The organism is Corynebacterium sp. Marseille-P4321, from assembly GCF_903645305.1.
Taxonomy (GTDB): domain Bacteria; phylum Actinomycetota; class Actinomycetes; order Mycobacteriales; family Mycobacteriaceae; genus Corynebacterium.
Map to the genome: position 1 here is coordinate 1,087,203 of NZ_CAHJXO010000001.1, position 20,650 is coordinate 1,107,852.

The following is a 20,650-nucleotide window of genomic DNA, read 5'->3' on the forward strand; positions in this document are numbered from 1 at the left end:
GTCACAGCGTGACAGTCTAGGCGACGCTACGACAGGCGGGTGGTCATGGACTCGAGAAGATCGCCCCAGGCATCGACGAATTTCTCCACGCCCTCGCGCTCGAGCACGCGAACCACGTCGTCCATGTCGATGCCCACCGCCTCCAACTGCGCAAACACCTCGCGGGAGGCGTCGCCGGTGCCGGAAAGGGTGTCGCCGCGGACGCCGCCGCCGGCAAGCACTGCATCGATCGTCTTCTCCGGCATGGTGTTTACCGTGTCGGGTCCGGCGAGCTCGGTGACGTACAGCGTCGCCGGGTACTCCGGGTTCTTCACGCCCGTGGATGCCCACAGCGGCCGCTGCGCGTTCGCCCCATGCGGCAAGGCGCCGCCACCAAGTTCCTGCTGGAACAGCTCGTATGCCAGGCGTGCGTTGGCCACACCGGCCTTACCGCGCAGCGCGAGTGCCTCATCGGTGCCGATCGCCTCGAGCCGCTTGTCCACCTCGGTGTCCATGCGCGATACAAAGAACGACGCCACCGAGTGGATCTTGGACAGGTCGTGCCCGTTCGCCTCGGCGCGGCGGATGCCGTCCTTGTACGCCTCGATGACCTGCCGGTAGCGCTCCACCGAGAAGATGAGGGTGACGTTGACAGAGATGCCTTCGGCGAGCACATCGCTTATCGACGGCAGCGACTCATCCGTGGCCGGAATCTTGATCATCAAGTTCTCGCGGCCGACTTTCTCCCACAGCTCGCGGGCCTGGGCGGTGGTCTTCTCCTCGTCCGCTGCGTAGCGCGGGTCCACCTCGATGGACACGCGGCCGTCCTTGCCGCCGGTCGCCTCGTAGGTGTCGCGGAAGAGGTCGCAGGCGTCCTGGACATCCTTGATGCTCATGGCGTAGACGGCGGCATCCGCGGTGGAGCCAGACGTCTTGAGCTCATCAAGCTGGGTGTCGTAGGAGGTGCCGGAGGACATCGCGGTGGCGAAGATGGCCGGGTTGGTGGTCACGCCCACGATGGACTTGGCCTTCTTCACCTCCGCCAAGTTGCCGGTCTCGATGCGCTCGCGCGACAGGTCGTCGAGCCAGGTGGAGGTGCCAGCTTCGTACAGTTCGTCGATAGCAGTCATGGTAAGTAGATCCTTTCTTACTTGCCGTCGCCGCGGGTGGGCTCGGACTCGGTCTCGCCGACCCGCTCGGAGGTGGGCACCGTGCGGTTATCGCGTGCGCACTCGAGGGTTTCGCGGGCGACGCGGACCACGTTTTCCGTCGTAAAGCCAAAGCGCTCGAAGAGTTCCTCGCCTGGGGCGGACGCGCCGAAGTGCTCGAGCGAGACCGCGCGGCCGTGCGTGCCTAGGAAGCGGAACCACGGCATGGAGGTCGCCGCCTCGACGGAGACGCGGGCCTGCACCTCGCGCGGAAGGATCGAGTCGATGTAGGAATCGTCCTGCTCCATGAACCAATCCATCGACGGCATGGACACGACGCGGGTCGCGGTGCCCTCAGCCTCGAGCACCTTCGCGGCCTCGACGGCGTACTGCACCTCGGAGCCGGTGGCCATGAGGATCAGATCCGGGGTGTCCTTCGAAGCATCCACGAGCACGTACGCGCCGCGGGCGACGCCCTCGAAGGCCTTCTCCTTGGTGCCCTCGAGCACGGGGAGGTTCTGGCGGGACAGCGCCAGCGCTTTCGGCTGCTCTTTCGCCTCGAGCGCGGCCTTCCAGGCTGCGGAAGTCTCGTTTGCGTCGGCCGGGCGGATCACCGCGAGATCCGGGATGGCGCGCAGTGCGGCAAGTGTTTCCACCGGCTGGTGGGTCGGGCCGTCTTCGCCGAGGCCGATGGAATCGTGCGTGAACACGTAGTAGCCGTCGATGCCGGACAGCGCCGCGACACGGATGGCGGGGTAGAGGTACTCCGAGAAGATGAGGAAGGTGCCGCCGTAGACGCGGGTGCCGCCGTGCAGCGCGATGCCGTTCATGATCGCGCCCATGGCGTGCTCGCGGATACCGAAGTGCAGGTTGCGCCCGTAGGGGTCCATGGAGAACATCTCGGTGGAGCGCTCCTCAGGTCCGAAGGACTTCTCGCCCTTGATCAGGGTGTTGTTGGAGCCGGCGAGGTCGGCGGAGCCGCCCCACAGCTCCGGTAGCGCTGCCGCGGCGGCCTGGATTGCGGCCTCGGAAGCCTTGCGGGTGGCCAGGCCCTTCTCATCCGCGTCCCAGGTGGGGAACTCCTTGTCCCAGCCCTCCGGCAGCTCGCGAGCGGTGAGGCGGTCCAGCAGGGCCTTAGCTTCCGGGTTCGCCTCGGCCCAGGCGTTGAACTTCTCGTCCCAGGCGGCGCGCTTCTGCGCCGCCCGGTCACGCAGCCCGCGGGTGTGGGCGATGACCTCTGCCTCCTCGGGGAAGTCCACGTCCACGTCGAAGCCCAGCTCCTGCTTGACCAGCTTGATCTCCTCGGCGCCCAGCTTCGCGCCGTGGATCGCGCCGGTGTTCATCAGGTTTGGCGCCGGGTAGCCGATGACGGTCTTCACCCGGATGATGGTCGGGCGCGCCGTGTCCGCCTGAGCTTCGGCCACGGCGGCCTCGATAGCCGCGACGTCTTCGCCAGACTCCACGGTGAGGGTCTGCCAGCCGTAGGACTGGTAGCGCGCCATCACGTCCTCGGTGAACGCGATCTGGGTGTCGTCCTCGATGGAGATGCGGTTGTCGTCCCAGAACAGGATCAGGTTGCCCAGCTTCTGGGTGCCCGCCAGTGAGGACGCTTCCGCGGTGACACCCTCCTGCAGGCAGCCGTCGCCTGCGATGACGTAGATGAAGTGGTCGAACGGCGACTCTCCCGCGGGGGTCTCGGGGTCGAAGAGTCCACGCTCTCGTCGTGAAGCCATTGCCATGCCCACCGCCGACGCGAGGCCTTGGCCGAGCGGGCCAGTTGTGATCTCGATGTGGTCGGTGTGGTTGTACTCCGGGTGGCCCGGCGTCTTCGAAGCCCACGTGCGCAGCGTCTTTAGGTCCTCCATCTCGAGGCCGAAGCCGCCGAGGTAGAGCTGCACGTACTGGGTGAGCGAGGAGTGGCCATTGGACAGCACGAAGCGGTCGCGGCCGATCCAGTCCTTGTCCGCCGGGTCGACGTTCATCACGCGCTGGAACAGGGTGTACGCCAGCGGCGCCAGGCTCATCGCGGTACCCGGGTGGCCGGAGCCACACTTCTCGACGGCATCCGCCGCCAGCACCCGCGCCGTATCAACTGCGCGGGTATCAGTGTCCGTCCAATCCTCCGGGTAGTTGCGGACGGTCATCTTTTGCAGCTCAGGGGGCAGCGTCACAGTTTCCTCACTCAAATCGGTTGGGGTGTACGTCACCGCAAGCTTATCCCTTAACCGGCGGCGGGCGTGTTCGATTCGTTCCGCGGCTGGGGGAGGGGATAACATCGTCCAAAGGATTGACCCGGAACTAAAGCGGGGTCCTGGCCGACTACTTGGGGGCACAGCCGCAGGCGGTATAGGAGGAGAAGTTTTTTGGAGACCATTAAGGCGTATTTCGCGTTGACGAAGCCGAGGGTCATTGAACTTCTCTTGGTCGCCGCGATCCCTGCGATGCTGCAGGCGGACCGCGGGGAGGTACACCTGTGGCTCATCCTTGGCACGCTGCTCGGCGGCTGGATGGGTGCCGCGGCCGCGAACACCTTCAACATGGTCGCCGACTACGACATCGACCAGAAGATGGGGCGCACCCGCGCAAGGCCCCTGGTGCGCCACAAGGTGACTAAGGAAAAGGCACGCGTGTTTGCGTGGGTCTTGCTGGTGTTGTCGGTGCTGTTCCTCGGCGTGGTGTGCAACTCGTGGCTCGCCGCGTTCTTCATCGTGCTGACGAACTTCTTCTACATCTTCGTCTACACCAAGTGGCTCAAGCGCCGCACCTGGCAAAACGTCATCTGGGGCGGGGCGGCCGGCTGCATGCCGGTGCTCGTCGGCTGGGCAGTCATCCGCGACAACGTCCACGACGGCTCGCCCGACCGCTGGTGGCAGGCAATCGTGATGTTCCTCATCATCTTCTTCTGGACACCGCCGCACACCTGGGCGCTGGCCATGAAGTACAAGGACGACTACGCCCGGGCCAACGTGCCGATGCTGCCGGTGGTGGCCTCCGCGGAGGAGACCTCCAAGCAGATCCTCATCTACTCCTGGATCACGGTGGCGGTCTCGCTGCTCCTCGTGCCGGCAGCGAGCTGGATCTACCTCGTCATCGCGGTGCTTTCGGGCGCGGGCTTCCTCGTCATGGCGACCAAGTTGCACCGCGGCATCGTCCGCGGGGAGAACGTCAAGCCGCTGAAGTTGTTCATCCTCTCGAACAACTACCTCGCCGCACTCTTCCTGGGCCTGTCCGTGGACGCGGTGCTCGGCTTGCCGACGCTGCTCTAGCGCCAGCGTCAAGCAACAAGCGCGACGAGCGCAACTAGCGCACCTGCAACACCACGGAGCCCGTGGTCTTGCGCGCCTGCAGGTCCTCGTGGCACTGCTTGGCATCCTCGAGCGCGTACGGCGGGTGAATACGGATCTTCACGGTGCCGTCTTCGACTGCTCGCGCGACGGCCTGGGCGCGCATGAGGAACTCGTCGTCAGTCGCGACGTAGTGCTTCAACGAGGGGCGAGTGAGGAAGAGTGCGCCGTGGGCGTTGAGCTCCTGGATCTTAAACGGCTCCACATCGCCCGAGGCCGAACCAAATGAGCACACGAGCCCGCGGGGCCGGGTGACGTTCAGGCACATGTCGAAGGTGTCGTTGCCCACGCCGTCGTAGACCACGTCCACGCCTTCGCCGCCGTTGGCCTCCTTGATCTCTTCGGCAAGGGAGTCGCCGTAGCGGAATACTTTCGTGGCGCCGGCCTCGTATGCCAGCTTCTCTTTCTCATCGGTGGAGACGACCGAGTAGACCGTGGCCTCGAGCGCCGCCGCCATCTGGGTGAGGATGAGACCCACCCCGCCGGAGCCAGCGGTGACCACCATCGTGTCGCCGGGCTTCGTCTCGCGCACCCCGTGCAGCAGGTAGTGGGAGGTCATGCCCTGCAGCAGCATCGAGGCAGCGACGGCCTCGTCGACGCCCTCCGGCACCGCGACGACACGGTTGCGGTCCACCACCACCCGCTCCGCGTAGGAGCCGGGGGCGTCGTGCCAGGCGACCAGCGTGCCCGGGGCGATCGCGCCCTTCGGGTCCTCGACCACGCGGCCGGCACCTTCCGTGCCGGGAATGTAGGGCGGCTCGGAGGCGTAGGTACCGGAGCGGAAATAGGTGTCGATGAAGTTGACGCCGGCAAAGGAGACGTCGACAAGCAATTGCTCATCGCTTGGCGACGGCTCCGCGACCTCACCGTACTCTAAAACCTCTGGACCGCCATGGCGGGTGACTGTAATGGCCTTCATGTCAGACCAGCGTAGGCAACCTGCGCTTCCCGTGGGCGAAAAGGAACGCGGAGAACGCGACCACAATAGAACTCATCGCGATGTGGGCGGGAATGGTCCAGCGTGGCACACCCAAGTTGAACTGGGTCACACCGATGGCCCACTGGACAACAATCATTGCCACGAGCACGAGGGATGTATTGAAGGCGTCCTTCGGGGCGTTGTGCTTCCGAAGCAAGTACACCGTGATCAGCGTTGCCGCCAGGTAGATGTACATGCAGGCGGCGTGAACGTAGGCGAGGATCTCGGTGTCCATGTCCAGGCGACCGTCCATGCCCACGCCCGAGTCACCAGAGTGCGGGCCGGAGCCGGTGACCATGGTGCCGGTTACAAGCACGAAGGCGAGCGCGACGGCGGCCGCAACCGTCCAGGCGCGGATGTGCGCCGGGAAGCGGTCGGTGGGCGTGGCGTGATCGGGCTCCGCGATGCGCATGTAGAGCATGGCGGCGACCCACACCAGCGCCATTGAGGGCAGGAAGTGGACGGCCACGGACCACCAGCGCAGGTCGAGCAGCACCGAAATGCCGCCGACAATGGCTTGCAGCACCACACCCCCGAGCGAGATCCATGCAAGCGTCTTGATCTCGGTGCGGCGGCCCGCGCGGATCACCGCGAACAGGACCGCGATCGCAGCGGCCGCCACGACGAAGGTGAGCAGGCGGTTGCCGAACTCGATGGCCTGGTGGATCCAGGGAGCGGCGCCGGCGACCGGCACGAGGGAACCCTCGTGGCACATCGGCCAAGTGTTGCACCCCAGGCCGGAACCGGTCACGCGCACCAGCGAGCCGGTCACAGTGATGCCGCCCTGGCACAGCAGCAGGATCATCGCAAGGATGCGCTGCAGCTTCAGCGAGGGGTTGAACTGGTTCGCCGGTTCGGCACCGGCCGGGGTCGTAGCTGCGTTCGCCTCGACGTTCGTCGTGCTCACTTCACGCTCCATCTCCAACTTTGGTTTGACTGATAGGTAGTGTATCCGAGGGGGGCTTAACCATCGAAACGGAACAGGCGGACCGCGCCCGCAATTGCCGCGAGTGCCCACGCGGCAAGCGAAATCCACGCGGGCCAGTTCACCGCGATCTGCAGGGCCTGGGTAAGCGCTCCGGCGAGGGCCACGGTGGGCACAACGTTCCACCAACCGGCGGCCGCGATGTCGCCCGAGTACGCCACCCAACCCAACATTCCCATCAGGATGAGCCAGATGAGGTTGGCGAACGCCAGCACCATCTCCGAGCTCAGCGTGCCACCCATCAGCAGGCCGAGCGCCGTGAACGCCGCCACGCCAAACAGCAAGGCGACCAGACCGAACACAGCGCCCGCCAGGGACACCCGCCAGCCGAGGGCAAACGCGAGTGCGCCCAGCACAAGGATCTGCACGACGACCATTGCCAGCACGCCAAAAATCTTGCCAGTGATGATGGTCCAGGCCGGCACGCCGGATGCGCCGGTACGTTTCAGTGCGCCGTAGCGGCGGTCGAAGGCCAGCGCGATCGCTTGGCCCGTGAACCCGGCCGAGGTTGCGGCGACGGCGAAGACGATGGGCACCAGCTCATTGAAGTCTGTACTCGCGCCGAAGATGGGCAAGTAGACGGCGGCGACCAAGATGGCCGCTGGAATGATCAGGTTGAGCAGCAGCTGCTCGCCGTGGCGCAGCATGAGCTTCGCCTCGATCTTGCCCTGCGCCAGCGCCATCTGCCCGAACGGGGCGCGCTGCGGGGCGGGGGTGAACACCCCGGGTTTCAGTTTCGTAGAAGTGGCCATCAGCTCCTCAACTCCTTGCCGGTGAGGTCCAAGAACACGTCCTCTAAGTTTCGGTGGGACACATTCAGCTCCCTGATCAGTACGCCCTGGCGCGCGGCCTCCGCCGCCACCGCGGAGATCACTTCCGGTCTGGCGTCGCCACGGACCACATAGTTAAGGGGGCGCAGTGCTTCGGCGGTGAGGTGGTGGGGCGCGAGCGCGTCGATAAGCAATTGCTCATCGAGCGGCGCGGCAGTGTGCACCGACACCACCGGAAACTCCGAATGGCTGGTCAGCTCGGCGGGGGAGCCCTGTGCGACGAGCTGACCGTGGTCGATGATCACCACGTCGTCCGCAAGCGTCTCCGCCTCATCCATGAGGTGGGTGGTGAGCACCACCGTGGTGCCGTCGCGCTTCATCGCCTGCACAATGTCCCACACGGCGTGGCGCGACTGCGCGTCCATCCCGGCGGTCGGCTCGTCGAGGAAGATCAGCTCCGGGCGCCCGATCATCGCGAGCGCGAGCGAAAGACGCTGCTGCTGGCCGCCAGACAGGCGCCGGTAGCTCGTGTTAGCCACGCCCCTCAACCCCAGCAGGTCGATGAGCCAGTCCGGGTCGTGCGGATTCGCGTTGTAGCTCGCGGTGAGTTTGAGCATCTCGCGCACCTTGATGCCGGAATATGAGCCCCCACCCTGCAGCATGATGCCAATGCGGTCGCGCACCTTCTGCGGCTGCGCCACCGGGTCCATGCCCAGAACTCGGATATCGCCGCTGGTGGGGCGGGTGAAACCCTCGCACATCTCAATAGTGGTTGTTTTTCCCGCCCCGTTCGGGCCGAGCAGCGCGAGCAGCTCGCCGCGGTTCGCGCTCAACGTCAGGCCCGCGACGGCGGTCTTGTCGCCGTAACGCTTCACTACGTCACGCACCACCAACGCTTCCTTCGTCATGCAGGTGAGTGTAGACCCCGCAAGCGCGATTTCCCGCAGCGCTTCCGGGCAACCACGGCGATCGCGACGAGCACGGCGAAAGCAACGGCGGCAGTGAAGTAGACATTGACCACCGAAGCAGGCGGCAGCCCAAGGCCACGTGGCAGCACCAGGAAGCTAAAAACCGCGGAGTAGGCGGCCACGGAGGCGCGGAAGAAAATTCGGTTCGCCCACGCCGCCAACGGCAAGATCGCCCACAGCGGGTACCAGGGGTGCACCACTGGGAAGAGCGCAACCATGACAAGCGTGGCCACTCCCAGCCCGCCGACGGGGTGGATCGTGCCCTTGAACGTCGCCCACAACATGCGGATAAGAAACGCCGCGGCGAGAATCACCCCGGCCCCGCGCGTGACGACAAGCATCGCGTCAGTGTGGTCGCCCAGCCCAAGCCACATGCCCAGAGTGCCTCCCGCCACGCCGATGTCAGTGGTGAGCGAGAGCCAGCTGCGTATCGACGCTGCCCCGCCCTGGCCAGTCACCCACCCGAAGCCGATCCCAGTCACCCAGGCCACCAGCGCGGCAGTGGCCGTCAGCACCGCGGTCTGCAGCGCGGCAGACGCGGCAGTAGCTACGGCGGGGCGGGCGCCACGGGTGGGGAAATGGCGCGCTAGGGCCATGCCGATAAAGCCCAGCCCAATGAAGCCCGTCACTTTCACCATGCCCGCGCAGCTCAGCAGGGCTCCGGACGCGACGACTGCAGCCCACCCGCGGGTCCTGAACTCGTCGAGCTCGCTGAGTACATCAATTCCGCGCAGGCCAACCTCCATGCCGACTAGGACGAACCCCAGCATGATCGCCTCGTTGTGTATGCCGCCCACGAGGTGAAGGATGGTCAACGGATTGAGCACCCCGAGCCAAAGCGCCGCCGCTGGGTCGACTCCGCAACGCTTGGCCAGGCGGGTCAGCGCCCACGCGGCCGCGAGAATCCCAGCCACCGACACCGCGCGGTGTGCGAGCACGCCCCACAGAATCGAATCGGCCGTCATCCCAGAGATCACCGCCGCGATGCCAAGCGCGACCGGCCCGTACGGGCTGGGGGAGTGCGCCCAGATGAACGGGACGCTGCGCGCGAGGTGGTGGTCCACCCCCAAGATCTCCACCGGCCCCGCCGAGTACGGGTCCAACCCCTGCCTCACGATTGTGCCGTTGGCCAGGTACGAGTAAATGTCCTGTGTAAACAGCGGAGCGGTGACCATCAGGGGAAGCACCCAGGCGATGAGGGTGGTGCGCAACCGGGAGGCGTCGATAAGCGCCCTGCCCCCCGCAATGCCCACGAACGGCGCCATGGCGAGCCAAGCCGCGACGAGCAAGCCCACGCCGACGAAGACGACGGCGTTCGATGCGATCATCATGCGGCCCATCGCCGCGCCGAGCGCAAAGTCGTACCAGGGGTTTTCCACAACCGGTAACGCGCCGCCGCCGAAGCCGCCCAGGGCAATTAGCATCGCGCCGAGGGTGCCCGCCCAGCGCAGGACACCGAATCTGAGACGTTGGCGACGACGCTGATCCGCGCTGCTCACAGCGGTGCTTCCGCTGGCGGCGTCCTCCGCGTGCAGTTCCGCTGACCGCGAACCGGCATGGCCGAGGCGGGGCAGCTCCTCGGCGATACTCGGGCTTGGCGGGCGGGATTTCACGCACGCGAGTCTAGCCGGGCGCAGGGCGCGTGGCGGGACCCGAGAAAGCGAAATGAATTAGCACACACTAGTGTTGTGAAAAGGCGGTAGGGAGCCTCGAACGCAACCCGCCGACCTTGCAAGCACAACTGGCAAGCGGCACCGGCAAGCACCGTTGCCCGCAGCGACGAGAAAGGAAGTGGCGCAGTGACAGCAACGGACTCGCACAGGGACACCCCCGGCGAAACCCGCTCACGGGTGATGTCCGTGCTGCTGCGCCAGGGCCCAGTCTCAGCCGCGGACATCGGTGAACAGCTCGGACTGTCTGCCGCCGGGGTGCGTAGGCATGTGGACAAGCTTCTCGACGAGGGCCTGGCCGAAGCCTGCTCGCCCCGCCCAGTCGCCGGCGAGGAAGCCGGCCGCGGCCGCCCCGCGCGGCACTTCCAACTCACCGAGGCTGGCAGGGGCCACTTCGGCTCCGGCTACGACACCCTCGCATTGGATGCGGTGGATCTCGTCGAGCAACTCGGAGGCCAGGACGCAGTCCGCGCCTTTGCTCGCAACCGGGTGGAGAAGATCCTCGGCCCGGCAGCCGCGGGTGGTGCGGATCCCGCAACCGAGACAGAGGTATCCGACGCGGTGGAACGCGTCGCCGACGCGCTCGAGCGTGCAGGTTACGAACCCAGCGTTCGGCGCACCGGGGCAGGAATCCAGCTGTGCCAGCACCACTGCCCGGTATCGGCAGTTGCCGCCGAGCACCCGGAGCTTTGCGAGGCGGAGCACGAGGCAATCGCCGAGATTGTCGGCACCCACATCCAGCCGCTCGCGCTCATCGCGGACGGCCACGGAGTGTGCACGACTAACATCCCCCTTGCCGCGGTCGCGGCGGGAACAACCACCGAAAGGAAAAGGAGCGGAGACCATGACGAAAGCTAATCCCGCGCCAGGCCTGAACCAGAACACGCCCAAGACGGACGATGAAATCATCGCCTCGATGGGCCCGTACAGCTACGGCTGGCACGATTCTGACGAAGCTGGCTCGATCGCACGCCGCGGCCTCGACGAATCCGTCGTACGCGAGATCTCGGCAGCGAAGAATGAGCCGGAGTGGATGCTCAATCAGCGTCTGAAGGCGCTGGAGATCTACAACAAGAAGCCGCTGCCCACCTGGGGCCCGGACCTGTCCGGCATCGACTTCGACAACATCAAGTACTTCGTCCGCTCCACCGAGGGCCAGGCCAACAGCTGGGACGACCTGCCGGAGGACATCAAGAACACCTACGACAAGCTGGGCATCCCGGAGGCCGAGAAGCAGCGTCTCGTGGCCGGCGTGGCCGCACAGTACGAGTCGGAGGTGGTCTACCACCAGATCCGGGAGGACCTGCAGGAGCAGGGCGTTATCTTCGTGGACACCGACACTGGCCTGCGCGAGTACCCGGAGCTGTTCAAGGAGCACTTCGCCTCTGTCGTTCCGGCTGGCGACAACAAGTTCTCCGCCCTGAACGCGGCGGTGTGGTCCGGCGGCTCCTTCATCTACGTGCCGAAGGGCGTGCACGTGGAGATCCCGCTGCAGGCGTATTTCCGCATCAACACCGAGAACATGGGCCAGTTTGAGCGCACCCTCATCGTCGTCGACGAGGATGCCTACGTCCACTACGTCGAAGGCTGCACCGCTCCGATTTACAAGTCGGATTCGCTGCACGCCGCGGTGGTGGAGATCATCGTGAAGAAGAACGCTCGCTGCCGCTACACCACGATCCAGAACTGGTCGAACAACGTGTACAACCTGGTCACCCAGCGTGCCCGCGCCGAGGAAGGCGCAACGATGGAGTGGGTCGACGGCAACATCGGCTCGAAGGTGAACATGAAGTACCCGGCCGTGTGGATGACCGGCCCGAACGCGCGCGGCGAGGTGCTCTCCGCCCAGTTCTGCGGTGAGGGCCAGACCCAGGACACCGGTGCGAAGGTTGTGCACATGGCACCGAACACCTCCTCGAACATCGTGTCCAAGTCCGTCTCCCGCAACGGCGGCCGCGCCGCCTACCGCGGCCTGGTGCAGGTGAACGCGAACGCGAAGAACTCCGTGTCCAACATCGAGTGCGACGCGCTGTTGGTGGACAACATCTCTCGCACCGACACCTACCCGTACAACGACATCCGCAACGACCACGTCACCCTCGGCCACGAGGCGAAGGTGTCGAAGGTCAGCGAGGACCAGCTGTTCTACCTCATGTCGCGCGGTATCTCGGAGGAGGACGCTATGGCCATGATCGTGCGCGGGTTCATTGAGCCGATCGCGAAGGAGCTCCCGATGGAGTACGCGCTCGAACTCAACCGCCTCATTGAACTGCAGATGGAAGGATCGGTGGGCTAAACAGCATGTCCGATACGCAAAATTCGGCTGTGGCCGTCGAGGAGCCGAAGAAGAAGGCCGTCGGCAACGCCACGTTCCACGACAACAAGGGTGACTTGTTCTCCTCGTACAACGTGGAGGACTTCGACGTGCCCCAGGGCCGCGACGAAATCTGGCGCTTCATCTCCCTGCGCCGCCTGCGCGGGCTGCACAACGGCACGTTCGCCGAGCAGGTTGAGGCGAAGGTGGATATCGCAGCACCCAGCGAGGTGGGCATCGAGCAGGTTGCGCCTGACGACGCTCGCGTGACCACCACGCCCGCCCCCGTCGACCGCATCGCGGCGCAAGCGTGGACGTCCATGCCGCACGCGACACTGGTGACCATCCCGGCGAACGCCGACCTCGCCGAGCCGGTGGTAATTACCACCACCGGCGCCGGCGCGGACGCCACTACGTTCGCAGGCATCCACGTTGAGGTCGGCACCTCGGCCCGCGCCACGGTGATCGTGCAGTACACCGGCTCCGGTACCCACGCCGACAACGTGAACTTCAACATCGGCGACAACGCGCACCTCTCCGTCGTTGTGGACGACGAGTGGGACACCGACGCCGTGCACGTCGGCGCGCAGAGCATCGTCGTGGGCCGCGACGCGGTGCTGCGCCACACCATCGCCACCTTCGGCGGTGAAGTGGTCCGCAACACCCCTCGCGTGAAGTTCGCAGGCCCCGGCGGCGACGCGGAACTTACCGGCGTCTACTACGCGGACGACGGTCAGTACATCGAAAACCGTCTGCTGGTGGACCACAACCACCCGTACTGCCGTTCAAACGTGCTGTACAAGGGCGCACTGCAGGGCGATCCGAGCTCGAAGCTTCCCGACGCGCGCACGTGCTGGGTCGGCGACGTCCTCATCCGCTCCAACGCCTCCGGCACCGAAACCTACGAGGCGAACCGCAACATCGTGCTCACCGACGGCGCGCGAGCAGACGCCATCCCGAACCTGGAGATCGAAACGGGCGACATCCCGGGCGCAGGCCACGCCGCAACCGTGGGCCGCTTCGACGACGAGCAGCTGTTCTATCTGAAGTCCCGCGGCATCCCCGACGGGGAGGCGCGCCGCCTGATCATCCGCGGCTTCTTCAACGAGGTACTCAACCGTGTGCCGGTGGAATCGGTGCGCGAGGAGCTCATCGCGCGCGTGACCGGCGAGCTCGAGCAGGTAGACCTTTAACGGACCCAACACTCGGCCAGCACGAAATTCGACCAGCACAAAAGGAAACAACCTATGTCCACCCTGGAAATTAAGAACCTTCACGCCTCCGTTCTGCCCACCGAGGAGGGCCAGGAGCCCACTCCGATCCTCAAGGGCGTGAACCTGACCATCAACTCCGGCGAGACCCACGCGGTGATGGGCCCGAACGGTTCGGGCAAGTCCACCCTCGCCTACACCATCGCGGGCCACCCGAGCTACGAGATCACTGACGGCGAGGTGCTCCTCGACGGGGAGAACATCCTCGACATGGAGGTCGACGAGCGCGCCCGCGCCGGTGTCTTCCTGGCTATGCAGTACCCGGTTGAGGTTCCGGGCGTGTCCTACTCCAACTTCATGCGCTCCGCAATCTCCGCCGTGCGCGGCGAGGCCCCGAAGCTGCGCGAATGGGTCGGAGAGTTCAACGGCGTGCGCGACGAGCTGAAGATCGACCCGTCGTTTAGCGAACGCTCCGTGAACGAGGGCTTCTCCGGCGGCGAGAAGAAGCGCCACGAGGTCATGCAGCTCGCGCTGCTGAAGCCGAAGTTCGCCGTGATGGATGAGACCGACTCCGGCCTCGACGTCGACGCCCTGCGCGTCGTCTCCGAAGGCATCAACCGCTACCAGGAGCAGACCGGCGGCGGCGTGCTGATGATCACGCACTACAAGCGCATCCTGAACTACGTCCAGCCCGACTTCGTCCACGTCTTCGCCGACGGCAAGATCGTGGAAACCGGTGGCGCCGAGCTCGCCGACCAGCTCGAGGCCGAGGGCTACGAGAAGTTCATCTAATGGCACTCGACGTTTCATCCATCCGCAAGGAGTTCCCGATCCTGCAGCGCACCGTCCGCGACGGGAAGCCTTTGGTGTACCTCGATTCGGGGGCTACCTCGCAGCGCCCCCAGCGCGTGTGGGATGCCGAGCGCGACTTCGTGCTGGGATGCAACGCGCCGGTGCACCGCGGCTCGTACCAGCTCGCGGAGGAAGCCACGGATGCCTACGAAACGGCCCGCGAGCGCATTGCAGCCTTCGTCGGGGCGAGCGGCGACGAGATCGCCTTCACGAAAAACGCCACCGAGGCGCTCAACCTCGTCGCGTACGTGCTCGGCGACGAGCACGCCGGCGACCTTCGGGTCGGTGAGGGCGACACCGTGGTTGTAACGGAGCTCGAGCACCACGCGAACCTCGTGCCGTGGCAGGAGCTGTGCCGTCGCACGGGCGCGCAACTGAAGTGGTACTCGATGACGCCGGACGGCCGCATCGACCTCGATTCGCTCGAGCTCGACGACACCGTCAAGGTTGTGGCGTTTACGCACCAGTCGAACGTCACTGGCGCCCACGCCGACGTCGCCGAGATGGTGCGCCGCGCCAAGGCGGTCGGGGCGCTGACTGTGCTCGACGCGTGCCAGTCGGTGCCGCACATGCCTGTTGACTTCCACGCCCTCGACGTCGACTTCGCGGCGTTTTCCGGCCACAAGATGTGCGGCCCGAACGGCGTCGGCGCGGTGTACTCGAAGCACCTGCAGGAGCTGCCGCCGTTCCTCACGGGCGGCTCGATGATCGAGGTCGTGCGCATGGCCGAATCCACCTATGCACCCGCGCCGCAGCGCTTTGAGGCGGGCACGCAGATGACATCGCAGGTTGTCGGGCTCGGCGCCGCCGTGGAGTTCCTCGAAGAGGTCGGCATGGAGGACATCGCCGCGCACGAGCGTGAGCTCACCGCCTACGCGCTCGAGCAAATGCAGCTTATCGACGGGCTCCGCATCGCCGGCCCCCTCACCGCCGAAAACCGCGGCGGCGCGATAGCGTTCAGGGTCGAAGGGGTGCACCCGCACGATTTGGGCCAGGTGCTCGACTCCGAGGGCGTGGCGATCCGTACCGGGCACCACTGCGCGTGGCCTGCCCACCGCGGTCTCGACCTGCAATCCACGTCGCGGGCCAGTTTCTATCTGTACAACACGATGGATGAGGTGGACACCCTTGTGGCGTCGATAAGCAAAGCGAAGGAGTTTTTCGCGCGATGAACCTAGAAGCGATGTACCAGGAAGTCATCCTGGACCACTACAAAAACCCGCAGCACGCTGGGCTTCGCGAGCCGTACGAGGCTGAGGTGCACCACGTCAACCCGTCTTGCGGCGACGAACTGACGCTGCGAGTGCACCTCTCCGAAGACGGCTCGACCGTCGAAGACGTCTCGTACGACGCAGTAGGCTGCTCCATCTCGCAGGCATCGACCTCGGTGATGGCGGAAGAGATCATCGGCCTGCCGGTCGACGAAGCGATGGAGAAGCTCGACGCGTTCGACGAAATGATCACCTCGCGCGGCACCGTCGAGGGTGATGCGGAAAAGATCGGCGACGGCGTGGCGTTCGCCGGTGTAGCCAAGTTCCCGGCGCGTGTGAAGTGCGCGCTGATGGGGTGGAAGGCGTTCCAGGCGGCGACGTCGGACGCCCTGGGAGAAAAGGAGTAAGCGATGACTGAAGCAGAAAAGCAGGCTGAGCGCCCGCAGCAGACCGAGGAGCAGCTCAAGCTCATCGGCGAGGTGGAGGAGTACCTCCACGACGTGATCGACCCGGAGCTGGGCATCAACGTCGTCGACCTCGGCTTGGTCTACGACACCTGGATCGAGGAGCGCGACGGCAAGACGGTCGCGATGATCAACATGACGCTGACCTCGCCGGCCTGCCCGCTCACCGATGTGATCGAGGACCAGGCGACCCAAGCGGTCGTCGCCAACACCGCGGTTGATGAGCTCGACCTCAACTGGGTCTGGATGCCGCCGTGGGGCCCGCAGTTCATCACCGAGGAGGGCCGCGAGCAGCTGCGCGCCCTCGGTTTCGCGGTCTAAAACACCTCTTGAAATCCCCCCAGGTTGTTAACCTGTGGGGGATGTTCCTCGTTGTGAAGGAGGATTGTTGTGAACGTTGGGCTTGCTGAAATTCTGGTCATGCTCGGTACCGCCGGCCTGCTTGCGCTGAAAGTCGCGCTGATTGTCGCGCTGGTCTATTGGATCGTGCGCTCCATCTCGAAGAAGTAGATCTCGATTTGGGGGCTGTTGATACAGTTTCCCCGTGATTGTCACCAATGATCTCGAGGTCCGCGTCGGCGCGCGCACGCTTCTCGACGCCCCCGGCCAGCATCTCCGCGTCCAACCCGGCGACCGCATCGGCCTAGTCGGCCGCAACGGCGCCGGCAAGACCACCACGATGCGCATCCTGGCGGGGGAGACCGAACCCTACGGCGGCTCGGTGACGCGCTCGGGCGAGATCGGCTACCTCCCGCAGGACTCGAAGGAAGGCGACATCGAGCAAACCGCCCGCGACAGGGTGCTTTCCGCGCGCGGCCTGGACCAGATTCAGCGTTCCATGGCGAAGCAGCAGGGGATCATGGAAACCACCGACGGGGCGGCGCGCGACAAGGCAATCGCGAAGTTCTCTCGTCTGGAGGAACGCTACCAGGCGCTCGGCGGGTACGAAGCGAACTCCGAAGCCGCCCAAATCTGCGATAACCTGGGCCTTCCGGAGCGCGTGCTCGACCAGCCACTGAAGACGCTTTCGGGCGGCCAGCGCCGCCGCGTAGAGCTCGCCCAGATTCTGTTCGCATCCCGGCAGGGTTCGGGCAAGTCGCAGACGACCCTGCTTCTCGACGAGCCCACCAACCACCTCGACGCCGACTCCATCTCCTGGCTCCGTGGATTCTTGTCCAAGCACGAGGGTGGGCTCATCATGATCTCCCACGATGTTGAATTGCTCGACGCGGTGTGCAACAAGGTGTGGTTCCTCGACGCGGTGCGCGCAGAAGCCGATGTGTACAACATGGGGTTTTCCAAGTACAAGGATGCCCGCGCGCTCGACGAGGCACGCCGCCGCCGGGAACGCGCCAACGCCGAGAAGAAGGCGTCCGCGCTGCAGAAGCAGGCCGCGAAGCTCGGCGCGAAGGCGACGAAGGCGGCCGCCGCGAAGCAAATGCTCGCGCGCGCCGACCGGATGATGAACGAGCTCGACGAGGTCCGCGTCGCCGACCGGGTCGCCTCCATCTCGTTCCCAGAACCGGCGCCGTGCGGCAAGACCCCGCTGTTCGGCAAGGGGCTGACCAAGATGTACGGCTCGTTGGAGGTTTTTGCGGGGGTTGACCTAGCCGTCGATAAGGGCTCGCGCGTGGTGGTGCTGGGCACCAACGGTGCAGGCAAGACCACGCTGCTGAAGTTGCTCGCCGGGGTGGAGCGCACCGACGGTGAGGGCGGGGTGGTCTCCGGCCATGGCCTGAAGATCGGGTACTTCGCTCAGGAGCACGACACCATCGACGGGAACAAGACGGTGTGGGAGAACACCATCGAGGCCTGCCCCGACGCCGGCCAGCAGGATCTTCGCGGTTTGCTCGGCGCGTTCATGTTCTCGGGGGACAAGCTCGAGCAGCCCGCCGGCACGCTCTCGGGAGGCGAGAAGACCAGGTTAGCCCTTGCCACGCTGGTCTCCTCGCGCGCGAACGTGCTGCTTCTCGACGAGCCCACGAACAACCTGGACCCCCAATCCCGCGAGCAGGTCCTCGACGCGCTGAAGACCTACACCGGGGCCGTCGTGCTTGTGACCCACGACCCGGGGGCGGTGCGCGCCTTGGAGCCGGAGCGGGTGATCATCATGCCCGAGGGCGACGAGGATCTTTGGAGCGACGAATACATGGAAATCGTGGAGCTGGCCTAGAACGGGTCCGTGACCGGGCTTGGGATGTAATCGGGGTGAAGCCCCAAGATGTCGGACATTTGCATCTCGCGTGGCTTGATGCGGCCGTCGAAAGCCTTTTGCACCCGCGCGAGCGCATCTTCCTCGAGGTCGGCGACCATGATGAGCCCCCCGTCCACCTCGCTGAGGCGGAGGCACCCCTCGGCCAGGTCGATGGTGAGGTGGGGGCAGTCGGAATCCCAGCGCGAAGGCGTGGTCGGGGCGTAGATGTCGTCGAGGCGTTCGTTCTGGAAAGGCACCATAGTGGGCGGGGTGTCGGTGGCGAACCATAGCTCTGCGACTGCCGATTCGCGCGTGACCGTTTGACAGCGGAGGAGCCGTTCGAGGATATTGTTGACCGCCTGCGGGCCCTGAATCGGATAGAGAACGTCGAGGCCGGATCCGAGCTCGCCGGCCTGCTCGACGATGATCCTCACGCAGGCTCGCCGCGGCATTTCGCGGGGCTCGATGTATCCGAGTGGCTCGTAGTAGTCCAGGACGGCTTCGAGCAGGGGGCGGACCGATTCTGCGCTGAGTGCGCTCCGCATCGTCTCGCCTCCCTTGAGGCGAAGGAGCACTTCGCCGCGGGCGAAATCGATGGTGAGAGAATCGGAGCCGACCTGCTCGAGGGAGTCACTGTCGAAGTCGATGCCGAACAGGATGGAAGACCAGTAGAACACCTCGTTGAGGATGTCGCGCATCCCGCGGGCAGGATCGTGGATGTTGAAGCGGTGGATAGAGATGTAACCGAGGATGTTCTCGAATTGGGCGATGCTTGATTCGAGGGTGACCCCTCGGGGTTCGCCGTCAACGCGGCCGGTGATGACGCGAAGGTGGGGTCGGTCGGTACGCATGGGTGCTCCTCTTTAAGCATTGGTTGACTACCCGCAGCAGCGGGTTAGAACGGTGGGTAGGGGTCCTGGTCGCGAGCCCAGGGGGGAGGCTGGGCCGGTTCGCGCGGCGGTGGGGCAGGTTGGGGTTCCTGCGGGCGGTGGGGAAGCGGAATTGATTCCGGTGGCGGGGGAGACGGGGGTTTCGCCGCGCGGACGGAATGTTTGCGAAGCTGGTTGGCGGCGCTGCGTTCGGCGGGGTCGCTGGAATTGAGCGTCACCCCTGTGCTCCCGGGCACTCTTACACCTGGTCTTCCGGTCTCCGGGCATCGGTCGATGTGGCTGGTGTTACTCCTGTGGTCTTTGAAATCGTTGTTCATCCGGTGGTGGTGCCTGCAGAGCGCCGCCAGGTTGTTGATGTCGGTGCCGCCGCCTTGAATCCAGGCGTCGATGTGGTGGACCTCGCACTCTGAAATCGGGGCGGTGCAGCCCGCCCACGCGCACACGCCCTGCAGGGCGAGCAACGCGATGCGCTGGGCGAGCGAGGCCGTTCGACGGCTCCGGTGCAGATGTAGCGGAAGGTGCGTGGCGTTGTCCAGGGTGAGCACGAAGTCGGCGGCGCCGCCCACCCCGAGACGGACCAGGTCGAAGGCGTTCAGCTCGACGCCGCAGTTCGTCTGGAAGAGCGTGGACGCGTCCGCGTCCGCGATCTGGTCGAGGGTCACGCTGACCACGACCGATGCGCAGCCCCCTCCGGCGGGCCGCTCGCAAGTGTCGAAATGCTTCAGGATGCGGACGAACTCGTCGTAGCGGCGCTGCTCCGGCCGGCGGTAATCCGGCGCATCTTCGTCCAGGTTCGAGTGCGGGGCCAGGCCCTTGTCTGTGATGGCCTTGAACAGGGCGGCGTCGCCGGCAACTGCCTTGATCAGGATGTCGAAGGTGCCGTCAGCATTCTGGTCCAGCACCCGGGCGGATCGCTTTTCCATCCCGGCGTTGGGGTCGGCGGGGTCGACGTGCTTCGCGTTCTCCTCGTTTACCCAGCGGCGCAGGAGCGATCGCAGATCCTTTGCGTCGCGCTCCTTCGCCTCGTGCATGGCGGCGGCGTAGAGCCGGTTGCGGGCACCCTTCGCCGCGTCCACAAGCTTGTCCAACTCGAGGCGGATGATCCTCAGCTTGGCCTCACCGACCTCCGCGGCGTCCTTGCGGGCCTGCTCCTGCTTGCGCCGCGCCTCGTCTTTCCGCCGCGCCTCTTCCTTCTTGCGCTCTTCCTCTCGCCGGGCCTCCTCCTCACTCGCGGCGGCGTCATCTTCGTCCCCGGCTGCACCGCCGAACAGATCGAACGGCTCGTCGCAGTCCTCTTCAGGCGCAGGCCCCTCGACCTCAGGCTCCTCGATCTCGGGCTCGCCGAACATGTCGCGGCCGGCCGCGAGCCGGTCGTAGGCCTGCCCGGGCTGCAACCCGAGGCAGCGCTGAAGGTAAGTCGTAGCGTGCTTCGAGCCGACGTACCGGCCCGCTTCGTCGCGCTCGCAGATGAACGCGAATGCGGCGTCGATGACCGCTTTCGGTGCCATCGCAGCCTCGAACGTCTCCATGCACTCGTGCACGTCTGCGAACGAAAGTGTGGAGGGGTCCGAGAAGATGTCGTTGATCCGCAGCATGGCGTGCGCCATGGTTGCGACGAGTTTCTCCAGCTCCTGCGCCATAACCCCTCCCTTCGCGAACTCCCGAATAACG

The 20,650-nt window shown here is 65.5% G+C and carries 17 protein-coding genes and 1 pseudogene; 9 read left to right on the forward strand and 9 right to left on the reverse strand.

The window, feature by feature from the left end:
• Positions 1-26: 26 nt before the first annotated feature.
• Positions 27-1,109, reverse strand: a complete 1,083-nt coding sequence (gene tal / locus HWX32_RS04955; protein ID WP_175934927.1) for a transaldolase — start codon at positions 1,107-1,109, stop codon at positions 27-29.
• Positions 1,110-1,126: 17 nt separating this feature from the next.
• Complete coding sequence (gene tkt, locus HWX32_RS04960) at positions 1,127-3,271, reverse strand: transketolase (RefSeq protein WP_175935044.1); 2,145 nt, start codon at positions 3,269-3,271, stop codon at positions 1,127-1,129.
• A 201-nt stretch (positions 3,272-3,472) separates the two neighbouring features.
• Here tkt and HWX32_RS04965 point away from each other — a divergent pair.
• Positions 3,473-4,393 (forward strand): annotated as a pseudogene (locus HWX32_RS04965) (heme o synthase); the annotation flags it as partial.
• A 34-nt stretch (positions 4,394-4,427) separates the two neighbouring features.
• On the opposite strand, the gene HWX32_RS04970 reads toward HWX32_RS04965, so the two are convergent.
• From HWX32_RS04970 to mptB, 5 genes are all read right to left on the reverse strand, one after another.
• Positions 4,428-5,390, reverse strand: coding sequence for a quinone oxidoreductase (locus tag HWX32_RS04970; protein WP_175934929.1), 963 nt, complete (start codon positions 5,388-5,390; stop codon positions 4,428-4,430).
• A 1-nt stretch (position 5,391) separates the two neighbouring features.
• On the reverse strand, positions 5,392-6,279 hold the full coding sequence (locus tag HWX32_RS04975; RefSeq protein ID WP_075466910.1) for a heme A synthase: 888 nt from the start codon (positions 6,277-6,279) through the stop codon (positions 5,392-5,394).
• A gap of 134 nt (positions 6,280-6,413) precedes the next feature.
• Positions 6,414-7,187, reverse strand: a complete 774-nt coding sequence (locus HWX32_RS04980; protein ID WP_075466796.1) for an ABC transporter permease — start codon at positions 7,185-7,187, stop codon at positions 6,414-6,416.
• On the reverse strand, positions 7,187-8,113 hold the full coding sequence (locus HWX32_RS04985) for an ABC transporter ATP-binding protein (RefSeq protein WP_175934931.1): 927 nt from the start codon (positions 8,111-8,113) through the stop codon (positions 7,187-7,189). Before HWX32_RS04985 ends, HWX32_RS04980 begins: the two co-directional genes overlap by 1 nt.
• Entirely contained in the window at positions 8,110-9,786 is a 1,677-nt protein-coding gene (gene mptB / locus HWX32_RS04990) for a polyprenol phosphomannose-dependent alpha 1,6 mannosyltransferase MptB (protein WP_175934932.1), read from the reverse strand. The genes HWX32_RS04985 and mptB overlap by 4 nt, the downstream gene beginning before the upstream one ends.
• Positions 9,787-9,972: 186 nt before the next feature.
• Here mptB and HWX32_RS04995 point away from each other — a divergent pair, with 186 nt between their 5' ends.
• From HWX32_RS04995 to HWX32_RS05030, 8 genes are all read left to right on the forward strand, one after another.
• Positions 9,973-10,701, forward strand: a complete 729-nt coding sequence (locus HWX32_RS04995) for a metalloregulator ArsR/SmtB family transcription factor (protein ID WP_303049136.1) — start codon at positions 9,973-9,975, stop codon at positions 10,699-10,701.
• Positions 10,688-12,139 (forward strand): Fe-S cluster assembly protein SufB, encoded by a 1,452-nt coding sequence (gene sufB / locus HWX32_RS05000; RefSeq protein WP_075466807.1) that lies wholly within the window; start codon positions 10,688-10,690, stop codon positions 12,137-12,139. Before HWX32_RS04995 ends, sufB begins: the two co-directional genes overlap by 14 nt.
• A 5-nt stretch (positions 12,140-12,144) precedes the next feature.
• Entirely contained in the window at positions 12,145-13,350 is a 1,206-nt protein-coding gene (sufD, locus tag HWX32_RS05005; protein ID WP_175934933.1) for a Fe-S cluster assembly protein SufD, read from the forward strand.
• 54 nt (positions 13,351-13,404) lie between these two features.
• A complete protein-coding gene (gene sufC / locus HWX32_RS05010; protein ID WP_075466810.1) occupies positions 13,405-14,160 on the forward strand; it encodes a Fe-S cluster assembly ATPase SufC in 756 nt (251 codons plus the stop codon).
• On the forward strand, positions 14,160-15,392 hold the full coding sequence (locus tag HWX32_RS05015) for a cysteine desulfurase (RefSeq protein ID WP_175934934.1): 1,233 nt from the start codon (positions 14,160-14,162) through the stop codon (positions 15,390-15,392). Before sufC ends, HWX32_RS05015 begins: the two co-directional genes overlap by 1 nt.
• Positions 15,389-15,838, forward strand: a complete 450-nt coding sequence (gene sufU, locus HWX32_RS05020; RefSeq protein ID WP_175934935.1) for a Fe-S cluster assembly sulfur transfer protein SufU — start codon at positions 15,389-15,391, stop codon at positions 15,836-15,838. Before HWX32_RS05015 ends, sufU begins: the two co-directional genes overlap by 4 nt.
• 3 nt (positions 15,839-15,841) lie before the next feature.
• Positions 15,842-16,216, forward strand: coding sequence for a metal-sulfur cluster assembly factor (locus HWX32_RS05025; protein WP_175934936.1), 375 nt, complete (start codon positions 15,842-15,844; stop codon positions 16,214-16,216).
• 223 nt (positions 16,217-16,439) lie between these two features.
• Positions 16,440-18,068 (forward strand): ABC-F family ATP-binding cassette domain-containing protein, encoded by a 1,629-nt coding sequence (locus tag HWX32_RS05030; protein WP_175934937.1) that lies wholly within the window; start codon positions 16,440-16,442, stop codon positions 18,066-18,068.
• On the opposite strand, the gene HWX32_RS05035 is transcribed toward HWX32_RS05030, so the two are convergent.
• On the reverse strand, positions 18,065-18,940 hold the full coding sequence (locus HWX32_RS05035; protein ID WP_175934938.1) for a hypothetical protein: 876 nt from the start codon (positions 18,938-18,940) through the stop codon (positions 18,065-18,067). The two genes, HWX32_RS05030 and HWX32_RS05035, sit on opposite strands and share 4 nt — an antisense overlap.
• A 44-nt stretch (positions 18,941-18,984) precedes the next feature.
• Positions 18,985-20,619 (reverse strand): HNH endonuclease signature motif containing protein, encoded by a 1,635-nt coding sequence (locus HWX32_RS05040; protein ID WP_175934939.1) that lies wholly within the window; start codon positions 20,617-20,619, stop codon positions 18,985-18,987.
• Positions 20,620-20,650: the final 31 nt, after the last annotated feature.

Coding starts and splice junctions, on each gene's coding strand:
- HWX32_RS04985 (WP_175934931.1), bottom strand. CDS start 8,113: ATGACGAAGGAAGCGTTGGTGGTGCGTGACGTAGTGAAGCGTTACGGC.
- sufC (WP_075466810.1), top strand. CDS start 13,405: ATGTCCACCCTGGAAATTAAGAACCTTCACGCCTCCGTTCTGCCCACC.
- HWX32_RS05015 (WP_175934934.1), top strand. CDS start 14,160: ATGGCACTCGACGTTTCATCCATCCGCAAGGAGTTCCCGATCCTGCAG.
- sufU (WP_175934935.1), top strand. CDS start 15,389: ATGAACCTAGAAGCGATGTACCAGGAAGTCATCCTGGACCACTACAAA.
- HWX32_RS05025 (WP_175934936.1), top strand. CDS start 15,842: ATGACTGAAGCAGAAAAGCAGGCTGAGCGCCCGCAGCAGACCGAGGAG.
- HWX32_RS04980 (WP_075466796.1), bottom strand. CDS start 7,187: ATGGCCACTTCTACGAAACTGAAACCCGGGGTGTTCACCCCCGCCCCG.
- tal (WP_175934927.1), bottom strand. CDS start 1,109: ATGACTGCTATCGACGAACTGTACGAAGCTGGCACCTCCACCTGGCTC.
- sufD (WP_175934933.1), top strand. CDS start 12,145: ATGTCCGATACGCAAAATTCGGCTGTGGCCGTCGAGGAGCCGAAGAAG.
- sufB (WP_075466807.1), top strand. CDS start 10,688: ATGACGAAAGCTAATCCCGCGCCAGGCCTGAACCAGAACACGCCCAAG.
- tkt (WP_175935044.1), bottom strand. CDS start 3,271: ATGACCGTCCGCAACTACCCGGAGGATTGGACGGACACTGATACCCGC.
- HWX32_RS05040 (WP_175934939.1), bottom strand. CDS start 20,619: ATGGCGCAGGAGCTGGAGAAACTCGTCGCAACCATGGCGCACGCCATG.
- HWX32_RS05035 (WP_175934938.1), bottom strand. CDS start 18,940: ATGCGTACCGACCGACCCCACCTTCGCGTCATCACCGGCCGCGTTGAC.
- HWX32_RS04970 (WP_175934929.1), bottom strand. CDS start 5,390: ATGAAGGCCATTACAGTCACCCGCCATGGCGGTCCAGAGGTTTTAGAG.